Source organism: Arenimonas malthae CC-JY-1, assembly GCF_000747075.1.
Lineage (GTDB): Bacteria > Pseudomonadota > Gammaproteobacteria > Xanthomonadales > Xanthomonadaceae > Arenimonas > Arenimonas malthae.
Window position 1 is genome coordinate 77,321 of sequence record NZ_AVCH01000001.1, and the last position, 19,803, is coordinate 97,123.

Below are 19,803 nucleotides of genomic sequence, written 5' to 3' on the forward strand. Positions count from 1 at the left end.
CCCGCAAAGAGTCGTTGGTCATCGATGAAGCTGGCCATCACCCGCTTCGGTGTCCCGGTGCAGCAGCCGGTACAGCGCCGGCAGCACCAGCAGGGTCAGCAGCGTCGAGGACACGATACCGCCGATGACTACGGTGGCCAGTGGGCGTTGAACTTCCGCGCCGGCGCCAACGTTGAAGGCCATCGGCACGAACCCGAGCGAAGCCACCAGCGCCGTCATCAGCACCGGTCGCAGCCGGCCCAGAGCGCCATCGCGGATGGCGTCCTCCAGCCGGTCGCCCTCCTGCCGCAGCTTGCGGATGAAGGCGATCATGACCACGCCGTTGAGCACGGCCACGCCCGACAAAGCGATGAAGCCCACGCCGGCCGAGATGGACAGCGGGATGTCTCGCAGCCACAGGGCGAGCACGCCGCCGGTCAGCGCCAGCGGCACGCCACTGAAGATCACCGCGGCATCCCGTCCCGAGCCGAACGCCATGAACAGCAGCCCGAAGATCAGCACCAGCGTGACCGGCACCACCACCGACAGCCGCTGGCTGGCCGCGATCAGTTGCTCGAAGGTGCCGCCGTAGTCGACCCAGTAGCCGGGTGGCACGGTAACCTGCGCATCGATGCGCTCGCGCAGATCGGCGACGAAACTGCCCAGATCGCGGCCCCGCACATTGGCGGTCACCACGATGCGGCGCTTGCCGTTCTCGCGGTTGATCTGGTTCGGCCCCTCGACGATCTCGATCGTGGCCAGTTCCCGAAGCGGCACCGTCGTGGGAATGCCGCTGGCCCAGTTGGCGCCTCGGCTGGCTTCATCGCGCCCCACGTCCTGAGAGGGCAACGGCACCGGCAGGTCCGCCAGCCGGGCCGGATCGGTTCGCAGGGTCTCGGGCAACCGCACCACGAGGTCAAAGCGCCGGTCGCCCTCGAACAGTTGGCCGGCCACCGTGCCGCCCACCGCGGTGCCCACCGCCTCCTGCACCGCGACCTGATTCAGCCCGTAGCGGACCAGGCCCTCGGGGTTAGGGGTGATGGTCAATAGCGGCAGGCCGGTCGCCTGCTCGAGTTTGACGTCGGCGGCACCGGGCACGGACTTGGCGACCGCCTCGAGCTGTTTGCCGACCTCCACCAGGGTTTCAAGATCATCGCCGTAGAGCTTGATCGCGACGTCTGCGCGGACGCCCGAGATCAGCTCGTTCATTCGCATCTGGATCGGCTGGGTGAACTCGTAGTTGTTGCCGGGCAGCTGCTTCACGGCCGCCTCGATCTCGGCCACCAGCGCGGCCTTGGTCTTGCGGGGGTCCGGCCACTGCTCGCGTGGCTTGAGCATGATGAAGGTGTCCGCCACGGACGGCGGCATCGGGTCTGTGGCCACTTCGGCCGTCCCTAGCTTGCCGAACACCCGTGCCACCTCGGGGAACTGCTTGATGCGCGCTTCCAGGGTGGCCTGCATGGTCACGGCCTGACCCAGGCTGGTGCCCGGGATGCGCAAGGCGTGCAGGGCGATGTCGCCCTCATCCAGGCTGGGGATAAATTCCGAGCCCAAGCGCGAGGCCAGCAGACCGAACACGACCACCAGGGCCGCCGCGCCAGCCACCACGGGGACCCGGAACCGCAGGGCCCAGTCCAAAGCCGGCGCATAGGCGCGACGGACGGCCTGCAGTACCCGGCTTTCCTTTTCCTGCACCTTGCCACCCAGGAACACCGCCACCGCCGCCGGCACGAAGGTCAGCGACAGCAGCATCGCCGCGGTCAGCGCCAGCACGACCGTGAAGGCCATCGGGTGGAACATCTTGCCCTCGATGCCGGTGAGGGCGAAGACCGGCAGGTACACGGCCGCGATGATCGCCACGCCGAACAAGCTGGGCTTGATCACTTCGGCCGTGGCCGCCGCAGTCAGATCGAAGCGCTCCTCCCGGGTCAGCAGCCGGCCCAGTGCGTGCTGGCGGTCGCCGAAGCGGCGGATGCAGTTTTCGATGATGATCACCGCGCCGTCGACAATCAGGCCGAAGTCGAGCGCGCCCAGGCTCATCAGGTTACCCGAGACCCCGCCGCGCACCATACCGGTGATCGTCATCAGCATGGCAATCGGAATCACGGCCGCCGTGATCAGTGCGGCGCGGATATTGCCGAGCAGGAGCAGCAACACCACGATGACCAGGATCGCGCCCTCGACCAGGTTCTTGGTCACGGTGGCGATGGTGCGATCGACCAGCGAGGTTCGGTCGTAGACTGGTGTGGCTGCGACGCCCGGAGGCAGCGATTTGGACACCTCGGCCAAGCGTTCGGCGGTCGCGCGGGCCACGGCGCGACTGTTTTCGCCGACCAGCATGAACACCGTGCCCAGCACCACCTCTTCTCCGTTCTGGGTCGCGGCGCCCGTGCGCAGTTCGGGACCTTCGCCGACGGCGGCGACATCGCCGACCCGGATCGGCACGCCCTCGCGGCGGTCGAGCACAATCCGCCGTAGGGCCCCGAGGTCCGCCACCTGGCCCGGCACGCGCACCAGATACTGCTGGCCGTTGCGCTCGATGTAGCCGGCGCCGATGTTCTGGTTGTTCCGGGCCACGGCGTCGACGACGTCCTGCAGGGTGAAGCCGAAGGCGACAAGCTTGGCCGGGTCGGGCGTGACGTGGATCTGGCGGGCGAAGCCGCCGATGGTGTTCACCTCGGTCACGCCCGGCGTATTGCGCAGCTGCGGCCGCACCACCCAGTCCTGCAAGGTGCGCAGGTCCGTGGGCGTCCAAGGCGTGCCGTCGGGCTTGGTCGCCCCCGGGGCGGCCTCCACGGTGTACATGTAGATCTCGCCCAGGCCGGTGGCGACGGGCCCGAGTTCGGGCTCCAGGCCAGGCGGCAGCTGCGATTTGGCCTGCTGCAGTCGCTCGGCTACCTGCTGGCGGGCGAAGTAGATGTCGGTGCCGTCCTCGAACACCACCGTCACCTGCGACAGCCCATAGCGCGAGAGCGACCGGGTGTACTCAAGCTTGGCCAGTCCGGCGATGGCCGTCTCGATGGGAAAAGTCACCCGCTGCTCGGACTCCAGCGGCGAGTAGCCGGGCGCTTCGGTGTTGATCTGGACCTGGACGTTGGTGATGTCCGGAGTAGCATCGATGGGCAGTTTGGTGAAGCTCCAAATCCCCAGCGCGCATAGCGCTGCCGTCAGCAGCAGCATCAGCCACCGATGCGCGATGGCGAACCGGATCAGTTTCTCGAGAAACCCAGGCGTCTCAGTGGTCATGGGACGCCCCCGACTTCTCGATGTCGGCCTTCACCAGATAGCTCTGGGCGACGACCACCGGATCGCCAGCCTTCAGGCCACCGAGCACTTCGACGTTGACGCCATCGCGGCGACCCAGCTCCAGCGGCCGGATCTCGTAGTCATCGCCGAAGCGAACGAACACCACGTCCCAGTCGCGGAATCGCTGCAGCGCGGCCAGCGGCACCATCAGGTCCACCTTCTGTTCAGCCACCGTGACGCGGGCGCGTACCGCCGCGCCTGGACGCCAGCGACCGTCGGCGTTGTCGATGGTGGCGCGGGCGACCGTGCTCTGGCTGGCCGTCGCCGTGCCGGGCAGCACGCGGTCTAGCGTGGTGCGGGCACTGACGCCATCGCTGAGCCGGGTCACTTCGACCGGCAGGCCGGGCGTGATGTGCTGGGCGTCGGCGCCGAAGAGGTGAAGATCCACCCACAGGGCCGAGAGGTCGGCGATCTCGAACAGCGGCTGTTCGCCCGCCAGATCGCCTACGGCGACATTGCGTGCCAGCACGGTGCCGGCCAGCGGTGCGGTCACGGTGTAGTTCGACAAGCTGACGTTGCTCTCGACCGTGGCCAGCGCTTGGCCGGCGCGCACCGTGTCGCCCAGGCCCACGCGCACGGCCTTCACCGGACCCGGAAAGCGGGCCACGATGCGGGCATGCCGGCCTTCGATGGGCGTCAGCAGGCCCTGTACGTCATGCTCGTCGCGGATCACGCCAGGTCCGGCCGGGGCGATCTGGATGCCGGCGTCCTTGGCCACGGTGGCCGGGATGCTCGTGCGGCCCTCGTAGCTCGGGAAGGTCCACGCCAGGGTCTGGCCATCGATGCGGGCGGTGACGGCCACGTCGAACGAGTGCGGCTCGTACACCTCCAAGCTACCCAGCAAATAGTCCTCCTTGGGCGTGAAGGTGTGCGTATCGGTGATGTCGCCCAGGCGCGTGAGCACGACGGTCAACTCGCCCGCGGTCGGTGGCAGCGGCTCGCCGTCCTTGTAGAGCCAGGCGCGGTACTCGGGCGGTACACCGTCTTCAAAGATCGCCAGTTCCACCGTGTAGGGACCCTCGATGAGCAGGCGGCCGTTGTGGGCGCCCTTGGCGGGCTCGGCGTCGGCTTCGGACTCCGAGTGCCCGGCGGTTTCGCCCTGGACCTCGGGTTGGGAGCCACCGCAGGCCGCAAGGCTCAGGGTCAGCAGGAGCGGGATCAGGAATGAACGCAAGGTCATGGCGTGCTCTCATCAGTTGTGCGCTCGGCGAGCACGAAGGGCTCAGCCGTCAGACGCTGGATTTCAATCAGGGCTCGGTGGAAGTCGCGTGCGGCAGCAATGCGGTCGCGGCGGGCGGCCAGCAGTTCGGACTGAAGCTGCGCCCACTCCAGGTAGCTCAGTGCGCCTGCGCGGTAGGCCTTGCCGGCCGCAGCCTCGGCGCGCTCAAGCGCTGGCAGCACCTTTTCCGTGGTCTGGTGCACGGCCAGGGCATCGACCTGAAGCCGGCCGTGGGCTTCGGCCAGCGTTGCGCGAAGGTCCAGTTCGCCGGCTTCCCGCTCTAGGGCCAGGGCGTCGAGTTCAGCCCGTGCGGCCCGGATCGCGGGTTCGGCGCGGCGCCGGCTGCCCAGAGGCATCGAAAGTCCGCCCATCAGCGCCCAGTCGTCGCTGCCCTGCAGGCGGCGCAGGCCCACCTGCCACTCCAGATCCGGACGAGTTTGGGTCTGCGCCAACTGCAGGCGGGCTTCGCGCAGGCGGGCTTCGCCAGCGAAACGCTGCAGGTCCGGCGTGCTTTCCAGTAGCGTGACCACGTGGTCGAAGTCGGGCGTGGCTGGCAGCGCCAGCAGTTCGCCCTCCACGGTCCCGACCGGATCACCGCCCCACATCAGCGCCAGTCGACGGCGGGCGGCTGCCGTGGCGGCCTGCGTGCGGGCGAGCTCGAGCTCGGCACGTGCCACTGCGGCTTCAGCGCCCAACTGCACCGACGCCGGCGAAGCGCCGGCGCCCACGCGGCGACGCGCGGCCGCCGCCGCGGTGCGCCGCTGCGCGACCGTCGCGTCCAGCGCCGTGGCTTCCTCCTGAAGGGCGAGCACCTCCAGATAGCGGCGGGCGACTTCGGCCAAGAGGTCCAGACGGCGGCCTTCGGCCGCGATATCCAGTCCAGCCAGGCGGGACTGCGCCAGACCTACGCGTGCGTCACGGCGTGCCTGGGGCTCGATGACAGAACCCAAGCTCAGGGTTAGTTCGGCGGCATCGGCGCCGCGATAGGGGCCCGTGCCTAGCGCGTTTTCCACCCCAGCGCCTGCTACCCAAGCGGGGGACTGGGCGGCCAGGTCGGCTTCGGCGGTCAGGGCCACTTGCTGCAGCGGCAGTCGCCGCAAGTCGGGATGGCGCTCGAGCGTGAGCGCGAAGGCCTGATGCAGGTCCAGTTTTGGCGCGGGCGAGGTGGCCTGGGCCGGCAGAGCCAGCACGGCACAGCACCACAGGACGGCCAGGGCCGTCTTGGTTCTCAACATGGGAATTTTCTCCGGGAACGGGCAATCGGGGCGTGAGCCCCGGGGACGTGAGGACGTCAGGCCGCGATCGGAGGGCGCAGGAACCGAGAGAGGGGCGAGGGGACCGCGAGAGGCAAAGCCGTTTGGGGTGGCACACTGCGCAACATGCACGCAGACCACGGTAGTCCAGTACCGGTCAAGGCAGTAGCATTTACGTAACCGTCAAAGGCATGCAGCAACCCATCCAGGGTGCCTGGAATCGGGGATACCTGGGCGGCCGACGTGCTGGCGTCGCCGGTCGCATCCAATTGCGCATGTTCCCACTCGTGAAGGTCCTGGACCGAACTCAGCACGGGCTGGACCATCACACCCAACAAAATCAGCGCCCAGAAAAGGGCGCGGACAACTCGGAGTAGGGGACGGGGGGTATGGCTCACAGTCATAAGGTTACAGCGTAGTGCGCCCGGTCCACAACTTTCTACTACGCTTCGTATCCGATCAGCAGAGAGGTAGGCGCTAACTTCTATCGCCACACCGGCAACCACGATGCGCGTCGCTAGTCCAGAACGGGACGGTACGCTAGCAGGCGCAGCGCGTTCGCCACCACCAAGAGGGTGGAACCCTCGTGGAAAAGCACGGCGACGCCCATCTTCATGCCCAGGATCGTTGCCGGAATGAGGATAGCCACCATGCCTAGGCTGGCCCACAAGTTCTGGCGGATGATGCGCCGGGTCTGCCGGCTCAACCCCACGACGAACGGCAGGTGCTCAAGCTTGTCGCCCATCAAGGCCACGTCCGCTGTCTCAAGCGCGACATCTGACCCCGCGGCTCCCATGGCAATGCCGACCGACGCGCTGGCCAGCGCCGGCGCATCGTTGACGCCGTCGCCCACCATGGCGACCTCGCCTTCGGCACGCAGCGTCTTGATCGCCTTGACCTTGTCCTCCGGCATCAGGTCGCCATAGGCCCGGTCGATGCCCACGCTGGCGGCCACCGCATCGGCGACCCGTTGGTTGTCGCCCGAGAGCATCACCAGCCGGGTCATGCCGAGTTCACGTAGCTGTGACATCACCGCCCTGGCTGCTTCCCGGGGCGTGTCCATCAAGCCCACGACACCCAGATACCGCTCTCCCTGGCGCACCACAAACACCGTCCGGCCTTGATGCTCCAAGTCCAGCACCCGGGCCTTCAGGGAGGGGGGCAGGCCCGGACCGCCGATCGCATCGAACAAGCTCTTCTTGCCCAGGTGCACCGTCTCGCCCGACACCGTCGCCCTCAGCCCGCGCCCGGTGAGGCTCTCCAGGTCCGTCGCCAGCGGCGTGGCGTGGTCGCCTAGCCGGACCAAGCCATCGCGCACTACCGCGGCAGCCAAGGGATGGTCACTCAGACGTTCGACCGCGATGGCCACGCTCAACAGTTCCTGCTTCGTCACGCCATCGGCGGGCATGACGTCCGTAACCTGCGGTCGGCCCTCGGTCAGCGTGCCGGTCTTATCGAAAGCCAGTGCGTGCAGGACGCCCAGCCGCTCCAGCGGGCCGCCGCCCTTGATCAGCACGCCGCCCCGCGCGGCCCGCGCCACGCCGCTTAACACAGCGCTGGGCGTGGAAATGGCCAAGGCGCAGGGGCTGGCCGCGACCAGCACCGCCATGGCGCGGTAGAAGGTCGCGCTGAACGGCTCGTCCACCACCAATCCGGCGAACAGCAGCAGGCCCACCAGTCCCAGCACCGCGGGGACGAAGATCTTCTGGAAGCGGTCCGTGAACAGCTGCGTCGGGGATTTCTGGTGCTCCGCCGAACGCACCAGTTCCACGACTCGGGCCAAGGTGCTCTGGCTGGCGAGGCGGGTGACTTCGACCTCGAGGACCTTGCCCTGATTGATCGTGCCAGCGAACACCCGATGTTCTGGGCCGACCGCGTCAAGACGTCGCCTTACCTCGGCCACGTCCACCACCGGCCGTTTATCGACCGGCACACTTTCGCCCGTGATGGCGGCTTGGTCGATGCTGCTCTCGCCCAGCACCACGAAGCCGTCAGCGGCCACCCGCTCGTCGGGCTTGACCACCACGACGTCGCCGACGACCAAGTCGCCTACGGGCACCTCGACCAATTCGGCCCCTCGGCGCACCAGCGCCGACTCTGGCCGAAGGTCGGCCAAGGCCTCGATGGCGCGACGGGCGCGGCCCATCGCGTAGTTCTCGAGGGCATGGCCGAGACTGAACAGGAACAACAGCAACGCCCCCTCGGCCCATTGGCCCAAGACCGCGGCGCCCGCGGCCGCCACGATCATCAGGGAATCGATCTTCAGCTCACGGTGGCGCAGGTTCTCGAGCGCTTCGCGCACGGTGAAGAAGCCGCCGGCCGCATAGGCAAGCAGCAGCAGGATGAGAGGACCGGTGGCACCGTCGCCCTGTGTTCGACCCCAGGCCCAGCCGGCCAGGAGGAGGGCGCCGGAGGCCAGGGAAAAAATGATCTCGGCGCGGCCGGCCCAAGGGCCCCCGCTGCCGTGACCGTGGTTGTGCCCCGCGCTAGCGGCCGGGGGAGGCGTGGTATCACTCATCGGGCATTCCTCAAGTAGGGAGCCTGCAGGCGCGCTCCGACGGAGCGCGCCTGCCTCGGGTCCTTCGCCGTGCTGGGCTAGGCCGGCACGTCCGCCCGGTCGATCAGCAGCACATCGTCGATGGAACTGGTGAAGATCCATCCGGCATTCACCTGCCCGGTGCGGCCGTGCTGCCGGATCAACGCAACGATCGCGTCGACCCGCTCGTCCTCGCAGAAAACGTCCAGCTGGATTTCCTGGGTCACCCGTTCACCCAGCTCGACCGAGTAGTCCTGCTCGCGGGCACTGGAGGCGCGCAACAAACCGCGGGCCTGCACCACGCTCAGGCGCCGCTCACCGGCGGCCTCCAGGGCGTGCACGATGTCGCTCATCCGATGGGCGTGCAGCAAGGCAGTAATGCGCTTCATGGCGTGGCCTCCGGGTTCTTGCGTTCGGCGCGGGTTTCCAGCCACTCGTAGACCACGGGCAGCAGGAACAGGGTCAGCAGGGTGGCGCTGAGCAGGCCGCCCACCACCACGGTAGCCAGCGGGCGCTGGGTTTCGGCGCCGACGCCACTGGAGATCAGCATCGGCACCAGACCCAGGATCGCCACGCTAGCGGTCATCAGCACCGGGCGCAGTCGCAGGGCCGTGCCTTGTAGCACCGCCTCGCGCACCGATAGCCCGCGTTCGCGCTGCTCGTTGAGGAAGCTCACGAGCACGATGCCGTTGAGCATGGCGACGCCGAACACCGCGATGAACCCGATCGCCGACGGCACCGAAAGGTACTGGCCGGTCAGGAACAAGGCCAGCAGGCCGCCAATGGTGGCGAAGGGCACGTTGGCCAGGATCAGGGCCGCAAACTTGATCGAGTTGAACGCGGTGTACAGCAGCACGAAGATGAAGAAGATCGTGATGGGCACGATCAGGCTCAGCTTGGCCAGGGCCCGCTGCTGGTTCTCGAACGCACCGCCCCACTCGATCCAGTAGCCGGGCGGCAGGTCCACCTGCGATTCGATGGCCGCCGTGGCATCAGCCACGAAGCCATCGACATCCCGACCCCGCACATCCATCTGGATCACGGCGTAACGCTGCAGCTGCTCGCGACGGATGAACGAATAGCCCTCGGCTACTGACACCGTCGCGACCTCCGAAAGCGGCACCAACGCACCCGAAGCGGCTTTCAGCGGGATCCGTCGCAGGGCTTCGACCGAGCTGCGCGTGCCGTCATCCAGGCGTACGGAGATGTCGAACCGCCGCACCCCGTCCAGCAGCACGCTGACCGGTTCGCCGCCCAGGCCATTGCGCACGATGGTCAGCACCTCTTCGGCGTTCATGCCGTGCCGGGCCAGCTCGGCCCGATCCACCTCGATGCGGATCTGCGGCTTACCGACGTTCGCTTCCAGCGATAGGTCGGCGACGCCGTCGATCCCGGCAAGAACCGGCTTGAGCTGACTACTGATGCGATCAAGTTCGCCCAGATCCTCGCCGTAGAGCTTGAGCGCGAGGGTCGCGCGGACGCCGGAGATCAGCTCTTCGACGCGCATCTGGATCGGCTGGGTGTAGCCGGGCACCACGTTGGGCACGACCTCCTCCAGCGTCTCCTGCATGGCTTCCTCGAGCTCCTTGATCGAGCGGCCGGTGGTCCAGTCCTCCTCGGGGGTCAGCGCCGTGTAGATCTCCATGTAGTTGACGTCGGCGGTCTCGCCCTTCTCGGCGCGGCCGATCATGGCCAGCGTCGTCTCCACTTCCGGGAACTTCTTGAACGCCTCGGCGATGACATTGCTGGTGCGGATCGACTCATCCAGCGACGTCGACGGGATGCCCGTCACCCGCCACATGATCGAGCCTTCCTGTAGCTGGGGCATGAACTCCTTGCCCAGGAACGGGAAGAGCCCCAAGGCCAGCACTAGCGCCACGGAGGCCGTGATCACCACGGCGCGTTTGGCGGACAGGGCACGCTCCAGTAGCGGACGATAGCGCCGCTTGAGGAAGGCCACCAGGCGGGTGTCCTTCTCTTCCTTGGGCTTGAGGATCATGGCGGCCAAGACCGGGATCAGCGTCAGGCTCAGCAGCATCGATCCGGCCATCGCGAACGCGATGGTGAAGGCCATGGGCTTGAACAGCTTGCCCTCTAGGCCCTCGAGGCTGAACAGCGGCAGGAACACCACGATGATGATCAGGATCGCGAAGGAGATGGGATTGGCCACTTCCTTGGCCGCCGCCAGCACCGCCGAGGTCCGGTCCACCTTTTCGCCATGGGCGTGCCGCTCGGCCATGATGCGGTAGGCGTTCTCCACCATCACCACGGCACCATCTACCATCATGCCGATGCCGATGGCCAGGCCCGCCAGGGACATCAAATTGGCCGACAGTCCGAACTGGCCCATGCCGATGAAGGCCATCAGCATCGCCAGCGGCAGGGTCACGATCACGACCAGCGCCGAACGCAACTCGCCCAGGAACAGGAACAGGACGATCGCCACCAGGATCGAACCCTCGATCAGGGCCCGGGTCGCGGTCCCCACTGCCTTGTTGACCAGGTCGGTACGCTCGTAGATCGGGCGCACGACCATGCCCTCGGGCAGGGCGTCCTGGACCGTGGCCAGCTTGGCCTTGACCGCCTCCACCACATCCTTGGCGTTCTCGCCGATGCGGGCCAACGCCATGCCGAGCACCACCTCTTCGCCATCGCGGGTCACCGCGCCAAAGCGCGGCGCCGGCGACTCGATGATCCGGGCGACGTCGCGCAGGTAAACCGGCACGCCATCCTCGGCCTTGAGCACGATCGCGCCGATGTCCTCGGTCGAGGACAGCAAGCCCAGGCCGCGCACCAGGTACTGTTCGCGACCCACGTCCATCACGTTGCCGCCGACCTGGCCATTATTGGCCGGCAGGGCCGCAATCACGTCGCCAAAGCCCAGACCCCGGGCATATAGCCGCTGCGGATCAATCCGGACCTGGTATTCGCGCTCGCCGCCGCCCCAGGAGCTGACGTCGTCCACGCCCGGTGCTGTGCGCAGGATCAAGCGCACCGTCCACTCCTGCCAGGTACGCAGGTCCATGTCGGTGACCTGGTCCTTGCTCACGCCCGGAGCGCGCTCGACCGTGTACCAGAACACCTGGCCTAGGCCCGAGCTGTTGGGACCCATGCTGGGCTTGCCGTAACCCTCAGGCAGGCGGTCGCCGATTTCCTGCAGGCGTTCATTGACCAGCTGGCGGGCGAAGTAGATCTCCATGTCGTCCTCGAAATACACGGACACATAGGAAAGACCAAACAGGCTCACCGAGCGGATTTCCTGCACCTTGGGCAAGCCCGCCAGCGCGGACTCGACCGGGGTGGTCAACAGCAGCTCGACGTCTTCGGCCGCCAGGCCCGGGGACTCGGTATAGATGTTCACCTGTGCCGGGGTGACGTCCGGGAAGGCATCGATGGGGACGTCGCGAACCGCTCGCAGGCCCAGGAAGGCCACGACGGCGAAGATGATCAGGACCAGGAACTTGTAGCGCAGCGAAAGTTCGACCAGGCGATTTAGCATGGCGCACCTCCGCGCGCGGCGACGCGGGCGTCAATGACCATGACCTTCTCCCAGTTGCGCCTTGAGCATCTGGGCCTTGAGCACGTAGGCGCCCTCGACGACCACCCGGTCGCCGATGACCAGGCCGTCGGCGATGACGGTGTGGTCGCCGACCACCGGACCGGGGCGAACCGCCACGGGCGCCAGGGCGCCATCGGTCTCCTTGAAGACCACGTTCTCGCCCTCTAACTGCACCAGCGCCGCCGTCGGCACCGCCAGCTGCGGGTCGCTGCCACCGCCGGCATCGAGATAGACCTCGACGTAATCGCCGCCGTGCAGGCGATCGCCCTCGTTGGCTACTTCGATTCGCACCAGCGCCGTCCGGGTGTTCTCGGAGGTGCGGTGGGCGCGCTGCACCACCTTGCCGGGCAGTCGCACCGGGCCCAGCACCACCTGCGCGGTGCTGTCGATGGCGATGCGCCGGGCCTGCTCGGCCGGCAGCGTGGCATCCACCCACACCACCGACTCATCGACCAGGCGGAACAGCGTGCGGCCGGGCTCGATCCGCTCGCCGACCACGAAGGCATCCTCGGTCAGACGCCCCGCATGCGGCGCGGTCAGCGTGAACTCGCCATTGGACCGGCCCGTGGCCGTGCCCGGCAAGCCGTAGGCTCGCGCCGTCGCACGTGCCTGCTCGACGGTGACCTGGGCTTCCTGGTAACGGCGGCCCGAGACGGCCTCGCGTCCCAGGGATTGAACGCGCTTCCAATCCTGCTCGGCGATGGCCAGCGCGCCCTGGGCTTGGGCCACCTCCACGGACGACAGCGTCACCAGCGGCGCGCCGACGGCCACTTCGTCGCCCAGCTTGGCGTGGCGGCGGACCACCAGGGCCTCGACCCGCGGCGTGATCAGGGTGGTGCCGTAAGCGTTGTCCAGCACTTCACCCGGGGCCTGCAGCGGTTCGCTCAGTGAGCGCGCATCCAGGGTCGCCAGCTTGATGCCGGCGGCTTCCAGCGCAGCGGCGTCCATGCGAACCGGTTCCGCGCCTTCTTCCGCTTCATCGTGGCCGGCCTCTTCGTCATGCACGGCCTCTTCGTCGTGGCCCGCCTCTTCCTGGCCTGCCTCGTCGGCATGTTCAGCGTCTTCGCCGCGTGGCGTGCTCGTGTCGGTGGCCACGGCCTGGGGTGAAGGCGTCGCCGCAGGCTCGGCGCCACAGCCTGCCAAAGACAGGACCAGGACCGCACCGGCGGGAATCAACAGGTAGCTTTTCGGGTTCATCGCGAAGTTTCTCCAGTCGCGTCATTCATTCCGAGCCAGGCTTCGAGCTGGCCGGTGGCGGCGAGGTAATCGGTGGCGCGGCGCCAGAGCTGACCTTCCAGCGCGGCGCCGGCAAGGGCGGTATCCAGGGTCTGCTTGAGCTGGAGCAGGTAGTCAGCGGTCGAGAGCTCGCCGGCGCGCCAGAGGCGTTCCAGCAGCTCGGCCCGTTTTTCGACATCGGTACCGGTACTTTGGCTCCAGCGGGCAAAGGCACGACGGACCGCGGCATAACTGGCCGCCGTGCGCTGGGCCCGCGAGGCCAACTGCGCCCCGGTGATGTCGGCCTGGGCTGCTGCGGCATCGGCATCGGCAAGCGCGGCCACGACCTCGGCCCGGTAGGGGTTGCGCACGAACAGCGGCACGCTGAGCGACACGCCCACCACGTTGTCCGAGACGGGACCGTAGTCGATTCGGCCGCCGGTGAGCGCGAGCGTCGGGTCCGGAACTCGGTCGCGTTGTGCGACGGTGACCTGACGGGCCGCCCCTTCGGACTGGGCCTGCGCGATCTGCCATTCCGGCAAGGCCTCCCAGGTCGTGGGAGCGGGCGCCACATCCGGCAGCGCCTGCGACCACGCCGAGTCCGAGGCCACGGCGTCGGGCTGTCCGCCGACGTTGCGGAAGGCTTCCTCGGCCTCGGCGGCTTCGGCCAGCAGCGCCGCCTGTTCCGCTTCGGCTTCATCGCGGGCCAGCCGGGCCAGATCCCGTTCAAGCGACGAGATGTCGCCCACGCCGAACTGCTTGTCGGCCAGATCGGCAAATCGGGAGATCAGCGCCAGGCGTTGCTCGCCTTGCTGCACCCGCCGTGACGCGCTTTGCCAATCCGCCCAACCCACCAGCCAGGCGGCCACGAAATCACGTCGGCTCAGCCGGGCCTGGGCCACGGCAACGTCCAGCTGTGACGCGGCCGCATCGCGCCGGGCACGACGTTTGCCGCTCAGGTCCAGCGCCAGGCTGACGCCCGCGGTGGTGGTGCGGTCGGTGCCTTCGTCATCGGCCGCAAACTGGACTTCGGGGTTGTAAAGCGGACGGCCGGCAGCGTCGGCGCGGGCGCGGGCGGCGGCCAAGGTAGCGTCTGTGGCTCGGGCGCTGGGGTGGGCGCGCCAGGCCGCGGTGACGGCATCGCGCAGGGCGATGGGAGACGCCGCGGGCGAGGCGGCATGGATGGGCGCGGCCAACGCGCCCGCCAGGAGCAGAACGATCGTCGGCAACGACACGACGCGCAAGCGTCGCGGGGGAGGGATAAAACGCATGGAAACATCCTCTGAGCACACGTCGACCCCGACGCCTCGGCGTCAGGGAGCGAAAACGAGAGGGCTCAGAGAATGGGAGGGCGAAGCTCGTTGCGTGCGGGACCGATCGGCATGGCGATCGGAACGGGTAGAACGCGGGCCATGGCCGGCGGTCCGGCCAGAAGGACGACCACGGGCGGCAGGGCCGCCGCATGATGGCAATGGCAGTCCAGGCAGCCGCCCGCGGCATGCGAGAGGAGCGACGAAGGATCGTCCGCTGCCGACGCATCGGGCGTCAGGGCGGTATCGGCCGCCGGCCCCTGGGTGCTGGTCGCCCCCCAGGTGCTGTCCTGCATCTCATCTACCGTGCAAGCCGCGACCATGCCCACCTTGAGCAGGAACACCAACAGCACCCACGCGGCCACCCGCACGGATGCGCGAAGTCGGGCCATCAGCAGGGGAGGGGAAGTACGCATGGCTGCGGCAGCGTATCTGACGGCACTGGAGTTACACAATTTCATTCTCCTCTGCACGCCGCATCGCGTTCAGGAGGACATGAGATTACGGGGAGCTGCAAACAAATCGCGGGCGTGAAGGGCCTCAAGGGGCTCCAAGGTCGCCGGGAGCCGACAGCCCGGTCGATGCCAGGCCACCGCCGCATCCGGCGTGCCGAGAAAGACTTCATGCCGCCTGTCCTTGCGACAGCTTCGGTGGCATCAGGCCGTTCGCCGCGATCGCCACCGCCCCGATGACGATGGCCATATCGGCCACATTGAAGGTGGGCCAGAAGAAGTCCCGCCAGTACCACTGAATGAAGTCGACGACCTGCCCCCGACTGAGCCGATCGGCCGCATTGCCCAAAGCACCACCAATCACCAAGGCGTACGGAACCGCCAGTCGCCATGCCCGTCGGGGCAGGCGGTAAAGCGAGTACACCAGGTAAGCGGACACGCCCAGCGCCAATGCCGCAAGCACCGGCCGCTGCCAGCCTCCCGCACCGCCCAGCAAACCAAACGCCGCACCGGGATTGTAGGAACGACGCCAGTTCCACCACCCTTCCACGACAGCGATGGCCACGTCATCGGGGATCGCCGTCATCGCCCACCACTTGGTGGCTTGGTCCAACAACAGCACCGCCAGCGAGAGCAGCAGCCATGCGATGGCGCTCGTGCGGATTCCCTCCACTCCGGGCGCTCCCTGCCGCGCATGAACGTCGCCAGCGCGCAGGGCGTCGCCGGTTCGTTTTGACCGGTCAGGCTGCCTCATGTGCCAGCCCCCTGCCGGGCACGGCGGGCATCGCGCAGAATCTCGAAGGATTCCTTGATGACATACAGGCCGATCAACGTGCCGATCATGAAATCGGGATAGGGCGAGTCGAGCCACAGGACCAGACCGCCCGCAAGGATGACCCCCACGTTCGCCACAACGTCGGCGCGGGTGAACAGCCACGTCGCGCGCAGGTGCACCTCTCCCGTCTTCAGCGGCGCGAGCAAGCGCAACACGGTGACATTGACCGCCAAAGACAGCAGTGCCGTCCCAATCATCCAACTGCTGGCCGGTTCGGCGCCGTGAACCACCCGGCGCCCGACCTCGGCCAGCACGCCCAAACCCAACACCAGCAAGATGCTACCGCTGAGCCAGGCCGCATTGGCTTTGAAACTCGCGGCGCGTCCAATGGCGACCAACCCGATCGCGTAGGCGATGGCATCCGACAGCATGTCCAGTGCATCGGCCAGCAGTCCGGTCGAGTCGGCGATCCAACCGGCGATGCCGCCGATCACCGCCATCGCGGCATTGAGAGCCAACGCAATCTTCAGGATGCGGCGCTCTTGCGCGTTCTTGGCATCGTGGTGGCAACCGCAGTCACTCATGGCTTTCTCCGTTGGCGGGCGAGCATGAACCGCAGAGATCACCCAACGTGGGCCACCGAGCGGCAAGGCCCCAGCCCGAGGCGAACTCCGCGCGCAGGCCATGCGTTGGCCACGGCACGCTGTTCAGGAGGAGTGCGGCGCACGCGGAGGTCGCGGCCCGGCGGCAATATCGCAAGTCCCTTGGGCAGCTCATGAGCGCGAGGAAGATGCGGCCGACGCTTTCAGCGACCGGGTGTTGGTTATGAAGCCAATGATCGCCAGCGTCGCCACGCCCAACTGCACCAACAAGGACTCCCAGGACGGGTACACGCCCAGCCATTCGATGCGTGGCCCCGTCACCCCTGCTTGGGTGACCCAACCCGCCTCCTGAAGGGCAGCCACGCCTTTGCCCGCCAAGACGACGGCCAGTACGGCGATCAGGAGCGAACTGATCGAGAAGAACCGGCCGACGGGAAGACGTGCGCTGGCGCGAACCATCCAATAGGCCACCGCGGCCAAGACCAAACATCCGGCCGCGAAGCCAGCAAGGATGGCGCCGGAGACCGCTTCGCTCCACATCGCGATGAAGAACAGGATGGTCTCAAACACTTCGCGATACACCACGATGAACGCAAGCACGAACAAGAAGAGAGCCGATCGCCGCGTCAACGCCTTCGACAACTTGGCCTGCAGGTACTGCTGCCAGCGTCCGGCCAAACTCTTCTGATGCATCCAGATACCAACGCTCAGCAGCACGGCAGCGGCGAATAGCGCCGATAATCCTTCGGTCAGCTCCCGATTGGCACCGCTGATGTCAATCAAGTAGGTCGCTGCCGCCCAGGTTGCCGCGCCGGCCAGCAAGGCGCTGGCCCATCCCGCATGGACGTACGGCAAGATGTCGGCGCGCTCGGCCTTGCGCAGGAACACGATCATGCCCATCACGATCAGGAGCGCTTCCAGACCTTCCCGCACCAGGATGGTGAAGCTGCCCAGAAAGGCCGTGGTCGTGTCCATCCGGGTATCCGTCAGTACCGCCTCGGCGCGATCCAACAGCGCGTTGACCTCCGCCGACTGTGCGCTCACGTCCGCCAGGGCACCGGGGCGAGCGAGTTGGCTGCGGTAGCGGGCCATGGCCGTCTCGATCTCTCGCATCAGTGAGGGATCGCGGGTACCCAGGGCCGCCTCAACCGGCTCTACGCCGTCCAAGTAGGCTGACAACGCCGACGTTGTGGCCTGCGCCGTGTCGCCGGCGGCATACTCCCGCTCGCTGGCGGCCATACGTTGGCGGGCGAGGGAGAACGGATGGGAACGGCCTGGCGACTGGTTCACCGCCTCAGGGCGTGATCGAAGGTAGGCAACGATGGCGTGCGCCTCCGCCGGGGAGACCGTGGCCGCCAGCTCCGCCTCGCGGGTCCGGGTCAGGGCTTCGAGCGTCGGGATGCGGCCACGGAGGTCGGCCCGCGCCCGCCACAAGGTCTCCCCGTCGGTGCGGGCGCGAGCGGAGTACGCCAGACTGCCCGTGTAGAACGCCAGCGCCCAGCGATCGGATTCCGACAGCGCCGAAAAGCTGGGCATGCTGGTGCCTTGCACGCCCTGGGAGATCACTTCATACAGCGCCAGGGGCGTCCGCTGGGCCGCGCGACCCGCGTCGGTAAAGGCGATCGGCGGGGGATCCAAGGTGGCTCCCGCCAGACCGTCTCCGCGCCCGGTCGGACCGTGGCAGGCCGCACATTGCTGGGCGTAGAGCGCCGTCACGCGGGCCGGCTCTGGTGGCGACACTGGCACGGCCCCGATGGGATAGTCGGCCAACAAATCGTCGGCCATCCCGCGAGCCAGCGTGGCGACCTGGGTGGAGTCGGCCTTGAGGTCCACCGCCGCGACCAACTGGTCGGCTCGGGCCAGCAGCCGCGGCTGTTGAGGACTCGCCGGCAGGGTTTGGAGTTGCGTGCGAACCGCGCTGGCAAACTCCTGCATCTCCGCATACTCGCCAGGCGACAGGATGCGGCCACCGTGGACGGCAGCGGCATAGTCCACCGCGATGTAGTCGAGCATTTGCCACGTTTGTCGCGGCTCAACGGGGGGTGTCTGGGCGTGAACCGGCAGCAGCACCAGACCCATCACGAGCGCTGCGATCCATTGCTGCCTCAGCAGTACGAGCAGAGGGCGGATCTGAGGCATGGCAGGGGCACTTCGTTGGCAGCGGGAGAGGGGTAGCGTAAAGTCCGTAGCCACTACAGAGTCAAGCGGGATGCGAATGAAAATCAGTGAAGCCGCCACCGCCAGTGGCTGTCACTTGGAGACCATCCGCTATTACGAGAGGATCGGACTGCTTCCTGGGCCGGTCCGAACGGGGAACGGCTATCGGGTCTATGGCCACCACGACGTGGCACGGTTGCGTTTTATCACCCGCGGCCGGGAACTGGGCTTTAGCCTGAGCGAGATTCGCGACCTGATGCGATTGGCGGAGGATCCGGACCTGTCCTGCGACGACGTGGACCGGCTCGCGCGCCACCACCTCGCCGAGATCCGCGAGCGGCAGGCCGAACTGCAACGAATGGCGCAAGAGTTGGAACGCACCATTGCCGATTGCTGCGGCGGCCGCCGGGGCACCTGCGCCATCTTGGGCGGATTGCAGACGCCGGCGAAGCCAGTGTGATCCCATCCACTGGACATTCGAGGGCCGGGGAGGCGATGACGACAGGATCAGGGTCCCCGGAGCAGCTGCTCGGTCTCCGGATGGCGCTCCAAGAAGCGTTTCAGGGCGCGGATGGCGATGATGCAATGCGTCGTCCCAATTTGGGACTATGGCATGCTCCAGTGCGAAGCTTCAGCGGCGGGAGTCGGGAACGAAAGGGGCGCCCAAAGAATGCCGGCCTACCGAAGCGGGCCGTCAGAATGAGCGGAGCAGAACCCCCTTTGGGGAATTGGGCGCGACCATGGATGAAGATTTTCATCTTCCCGCATGGTCCAATCGGGGCCCAACGGCCCTATCGGAACCCTGCCTTGACCCCCGACACGGCGTACCACGAGGCGGGACACATTGTCTTCGCCCACCTGACCGGCATTTGCATTGCGGTGAAACTGACCGGTGAACACACCGCCACCCAAGCCGCTGCAATTTACGACCGTCACCACGATCTGGCCGCCGCCCGAGCGCGAGGTGCGGGAAATGTAGAGATCGACTACGCGCTGGAGGAAGCCATCATCGCGGCGGCTGGGTACGTCGCGCAGGAACGGTATCGACAGTGCGTTGGCGCAACGGTCTCGGAGGATGAGTTGTTTCGAGACGCACACGGCGATGTACTGGCCGTGCGTGCGGCCTTGGGTCCGCTCCGGTGGTTTGAGGTTTGTGACAAGGCGCGGAGCTATCTCGCGCAACCCGGGGTGTGGCAAGCCATTGAGCGGGTCGCCGAGGCGGCCTTGCAGCGCGGCGCCCTGTCCGAATCACAACTAGACACCCTCTTGCATTCCGCAGACGTCGATTTTGACCTGCCGACGGGAACGGTTCTGCGGTGACCCGATCGCGTGCGGCGTGCCCCTGAAGCAGGCTGCTGTCGCCTGGGCAGTGGGATGACGGGGGCTCGCAGAGCCCTGCCTGATCCGGATCGGGGCCTACGCCGCGCTGTCCGAGCCGGG

The 19,803-nt window shown here is 67.3% G+C and carries 14 protein-coding genes; 2 read left to right on the forward strand and 12 right to left on the reverse strand.

From position 1 onward, the window contains the following. Positions 1–18 precede the first annotated feature (18 nt). The 12 genes from N790_RS00395 to N790_RS00450 all read right to left on the reverse strand — a co-directional run bounded on the left by N790_RS00395 (position 19) and on the right by N790_RS00450 (position 18,345). Positions 19–3,225, reverse strand: coding sequence for an efflux RND transporter permease subunit (locus N790_RS00395; RefSeq protein ID WP_043799454.1), 3,207 nt, complete (start codon positions 3,223–3,225; stop codon positions 19–21). Beyond that, complete coding sequence (locus tag N790_RS00400; RefSeq protein WP_043799458.1) at positions 3,215–4,465, reverse strand: efflux RND transporter periplasmic adaptor subunit; 1,251 nt, start codon at positions 4,463–4,465, stop codon at positions 3,215–3,217. Before N790_RS00400 ends, N790_RS00395 begins: the two co-directional genes overlap by 11 nt. After that, positions 4,462–5,739 carry a TolC family protein gene (locus N790_RS00405; RefSeq protein WP_034211220.1) on the reverse strand — a complete coding sequence of 426 codons (1,278 nt, stop codon included), beginning with the start codon at positions 5,737–5,739 and terminating at the stop codon, positions 4,462–4,464. The genes N790_RS00400 and N790_RS00405 overlap by 4 nt, the downstream gene beginning before the upstream one ends. A gap of 535 nt (positions 5,740–6,274) precedes the next feature. Continuing rightward, the gene (locus tag N790_RS00410) at positions 6,275–8,275 is read right to left on the reverse strand and encodes a heavy metal translocating P-type ATPase (protein WP_052385542.1); all 2,001 of its coding nucleotides are present in this window, start codon (positions 8,273–8,275) and stop codon (positions 6,275–6,277) included. Positions 8,276–8,352: 77 nt separating this feature from the next. Continuing rightward, positions 8,353–8,682 carry a P-II family nitrogen regulator gene (locus N790_RS00415; RefSeq protein ID WP_043799464.1) on the reverse strand — a complete coding sequence of 110 codons (330 nt, stop codon included), beginning with the start codon at positions 8,680–8,682 and terminating at the stop codon, positions 8,353–8,355. Continuing rightward, the gene (locus N790_RS00420; protein ID WP_043799466.1) at positions 8,679–11,792 is read right to left on the reverse strand and encodes an efflux RND transporter permease subunit; all 3,114 of its coding nucleotides are present in this window, start codon (positions 11,790–11,792) and stop codon (positions 8,679–8,681) included. The genes N790_RS00415 and N790_RS00420 overlap by 4 nt, the downstream gene beginning before the upstream one ends. Positions 11,793–11,822: 30 nt before the next feature. Beyond that, positions 11,823–13,049 carry an efflux RND transporter periplasmic adaptor subunit gene (locus N790_RS00425; RefSeq protein ID WP_245593715.1) on the reverse strand — a complete coding sequence of 409 codons (1,227 nt, stop codon included), beginning with the start codon at positions 13,047–13,049 and terminating at the stop codon, positions 11,823–11,825. Next, a complete protein-coding gene (locus N790_RS00430; RefSeq protein ID WP_084062428.1) occupies positions 13,046–14,338 on the reverse strand; it encodes a TolC family protein in 1,293 nt (430 codons plus the stop codon). Before N790_RS00430 ends, N790_RS00425 begins: the two co-directional genes overlap by 4 nt. 65 nt (positions 14,339–14,403) lie before the next feature. Next, the gene (locus N790_RS00435) at positions 14,404–14,721 is read right to left on the reverse strand and encodes a hypothetical protein (RefSeq protein ID WP_169742122.1); all 318 of its coding nucleotides are present in this window, start codon (positions 14,719–14,721) and stop codon (positions 14,404–14,406) included. 277 nt (positions 14,722–14,998) lie between these two features. Further along, the gene (gene lspA / locus N790_RS00440) at positions 14,999–15,583 is read right to left on the reverse strand and encodes a signal peptidase II (protein WP_084062431.1); all 585 of its coding nucleotides are present in this window, start codon (positions 15,581–15,583) and stop codon (positions 14,999–15,001) included. Next, complete coding sequence (locus tag N790_RS00445; protein ID WP_043799472.1) at positions 15,580–16,188, reverse strand: cation diffusion facilitator family transporter; 609 nt, start codon at positions 16,186–16,188, stop codon at positions 15,580–15,582. Before N790_RS00445 ends, lspA begins: the two co-directional genes overlap by 4 nt. A gap of 189 nt (positions 16,189–16,377) precedes the next feature. Next, a complete protein-coding gene (locus N790_RS00450; protein WP_043799474.1) occupies positions 16,378–18,345 on the reverse strand; it encodes an FTR1 family protein in 1,968 nt (655 codons plus the stop codon). 76 nt (positions 18,346–18,421) lie between these two features. On the opposite strand from N790_RS00450, the gene N790_RS00455 reads away from it, so the two are divergent. Both N790_RS00455 and N790_RS00460 read left to right on the forward strand, forming a co-directional pair. Next, positions 18,422–18,823, forward strand: a complete 402-nt coding sequence (locus N790_RS00455; protein WP_043799477.1) for a MerR family transcriptional regulator — start codon at positions 18,422–18,424, stop codon at positions 18,821–18,823. Between the two features lie 347 nt (positions 18,824–19,170). Further along, positions 19,171–19,683, forward strand: a complete 513-nt coding sequence (locus N790_RS00460; RefSeq protein WP_156968906.1) for a hypothetical protein — start codon at positions 19,171–19,173, stop codon at positions 19,681–19,683. Positions 19,684–19,803: the final 120 nt, after the last annotated feature.

Bases quoted from the DNA above. Each gene is read 5' to 3' on its own strand.
- N790_RS00395 (WP_043799454.1), bottom strand. From the start codon at position 3,225: ATGACCACTGAGACGCCTGGGTTTCTCGAGAAACTGATCCGGTTCGCC.
- N790_RS00400 (WP_043799458.1), bottom strand. From the start codon at position 4,465: ATGACCTTGCGTTCATTCCTGATCCCGCTCCTGCTGACCCTGAGCCTT.
- N790_RS00405 (WP_034211220.1), bottom strand. From the start codon at position 5,739: ATGTTGAGAACCAAGACGGCCCTGGCCGTCCTGTGGTGCTGTGCCGTG.
- N790_RS00410 (WP_052385542.1), bottom strand. From the start codon at position 8,275: ATGAGTGATACCACGCCTCCCCCGGCCGCTAGCGCGGGGCACAACCAC.
- N790_RS00415 (WP_043799464.1), bottom strand. From the start codon at position 8,682: ATGAAGCGCATTACTGCCTTGCTGCACGCCCATCGGATGAGCGACATC.
- N790_RS00420 (WP_043799466.1), bottom strand. From the start codon at position 11,792: ATGCTAAATCGCCTGGTCGAACTTTCGCTGCGCTACAAGTTCCTGGTC.
- N790_RS00425 (WP_245593715.1), bottom strand. From the start codon at position 13,049: ATGAACCCGAAAAGCTACCTGTTGATTCCCGCCGGTGCGGTCCTGGTC.
- N790_RS00430 (WP_084062428.1), bottom strand. From the start codon at position 14,338: ATGCGTTTTATCCCTCCCCCGCGACGCTTGCGCGTCGTGTCGTTGCCG.
- lspA (WP_084062431.1), bottom strand. From the start codon at position 15,583: ATGAGGCAGCCTGACCGGTCAAAACGAACCGGCGACGCCCTGCGCGCT.
- N790_RS00445 (WP_043799472.1), bottom strand. From the start codon at position 16,188: ATGAGTGACTGCGGTTGCCACCACGATGCCAAGAACGCGCAAGAGCGC.
- N790_RS00450 (WP_043799474.1), bottom strand. From the start codon at position 18,345: ATGCCTCAGATCCGCCCTCTGCTCGTACTGCTGAGGCAGCAATGGATC.
- N790_RS00455 (WP_043799477.1), top strand. From the start codon at position 18,422: ATGAAAATCAGTGAAGCCGCCACCGCCAGTGGCTGTCACTTGGAGACC.